Raw genomic sequence first — 1,609 nt, 5'->3', positions numbered from 1 at the left:
GGAAATCAATATCGACGGGATAACGCGCACTATTGATCTTGAGGCGGTTGAATCGCTCCGCTACCCTGTCGAGATGCCGGATATCGACATCCCGGCAACCGTCCACCTGAGTCCAGACGATATCTCGCTCGGTCTCGACGCAGCCGATATGCTTGCCGACCGGTTTGCCCTCTCTGTTGACGCCGATGCCGGAGAAGTGCGGTTTGCGGCAGACGGCGACACTGACAGCATGACCTACCGGTGGGACGACACCGATCTCATCGCCTTCGAGCCTGCGGATGTGGCGGTGAAACTGGATTCGTCGCTCGTCAAATCGGCGAATGCTGGCCTGCCAGACGGCACGAATCGGGTTCTCCATATCGGGGACTCAGTCCCGCTTGTGCTGAAATCGGAGTTCCCGGACGCCGATGGAGCGATGCAATTCGTGATCGCGCCGAAGCTCCCGAACTGACTCGGCTCCCCGTGGTTTTGCGGAGACGGTGGTGTGTCTTAACCAACAGCGACCGCCATACTTCTCGACTGTTGGTTAGCGCTAATTTTGTGTCTCCCCGGCTGGGTGAGGGGATTTTCCTCTATGGACCAGACCGTTCCAGACTACGAACGCTTCGAGCGCGAACAGATCGCACAGGACCGTGACCGACGGCGTCTCGATACCGTCGAGATCGACGAGCCACGAGGGCGTGAGGTGGTTACCAGTCTACTCAATGAGGGTGTGGTCGAACCCGTCCCAGAACACGAAGTCTTGCAGCACGTTCCGTCCGGGCAGTGCTTTGACTCCGACATGGCGCTGGTGTACTTCCACAAGGGCTGGGAGGCTAGAGGCGAGGAGTAGCCGACTCGCAGGCTAACCAACACAGTGCCCCATATTCCATTCAGTGTTGGTTAGCGGCAACGTCTCTTCTCTGACGCGGCGTACTGGCACGTCCCGAGAGTTGATACCCTATCAGAATTTTCCAAAGCGTATGGACCGCACTGACTGGCCGACACCCGGCCCGAACGAGCCTGTGCCGGCATGGGACGAGTACCGGCAGCTGCGCGAGGCCGTCCACGACTATCTGGATCACGAGCCAGAGGACCCAACGTGGGCGGACATTTGGAAAGCGCTCGGCGCGATCATGGTCGAATACCAGCGCGATGCATTCGCGCAAGCCTTCGACCTCGATGCACCTGCCGAGACAGCCTGTATCCGGCGTCTTATCACGGGCGACGACGAGTGCCCCCACTCGCCGCTTGACGCCGACAGCGACCCGAAGGGGCCGCCTCACAGCCCGCCAGCAGACGACCACTCGACGCTCTGGCTTGACGATGGCGAGCCGGCGTTGTACTCGATGCACGTCTACCCCGGCAATATTGAGCGATTGGATTCCCAAGAGCCGCCCCACAATCTCTGGTTCGACGTCTTCGAGTTTGCAGCCGAGTGGGGACTAGAAGTCTCTGTCCTCCCGAAATCGTGGTACAACCTTGGCTCGGCTATCCACGTCGTCTTCTATCCGCCGGAGCGGTACAGGTAGCCAGCTCACCTCGCTCTCGCTCAGTCAGCAAGTCGATTTTCTGTCCCCCCAGTGGAGGTGCGGGGGCGTGCCCGAGAGCGCGTCCCGAAGACAGACCA

The 1,609-nt window shown here is 60.2% G+C and carries 3 protein-coding genes; all 3 read left to right on the top strand.

Features of this window, described 5'->3' with window-relative positions; genetic code table 11:
- Nucleotides 1-451: beta clamp domain-containing protein (locus ACYJ11_RS21325; protein WP_461649389.1), on the top strand; the 451-nt coding region annotated here is incomplete at its 5' end.
- Nucleotides 452-574: 123 nt separating this feature from the next.
- Nucleotides 575-832, top strand: coding sequence for a hypothetical protein (locus ACYJ11_RS21320; RefSeq protein WP_008313500.1), 258 nt, complete (start codon nt 575-577; stop codon nt 830-832).
- Between the two features lie 130 nt (nt 833-962).
- The gene (locus ACYJ11_RS21315) at nt 963-1,511 is read left to right on the top strand and encodes a hypothetical protein (RefSeq protein ID WP_461649388.1); all 549 of its coding nucleotides are present in this window, start codon (nt 963-965) and stop codon (nt 1,509-1,511) included.
- Nucleotides 1,512-1,609: the final 98 nt, after the last annotated feature.

The sequence above is a fragment of the Haloarcula sp. H-GB5 genome (assembly GCF_054850705.1).
This window is presented reverse-complemented; position numbering and strand designations above follow the sequence as displayed.

Excerpts from the sequence above, each read along its gene's own strand:
- ACYJ11_RS21315 (WP_461649388.1), top strand. The coding sequence starts at position 963 with ATGGACCGCACTGACTGGCCGACACCCGGCCCGAACGAGCCTGTGCCG.
- ACYJ11_RS21320 (WP_008313500.1), top strand. The coding sequence starts at position 575 with ATGGACCAGACCGTTCCAGACTACGAACGCTTCGAGCGCGAACAGATC.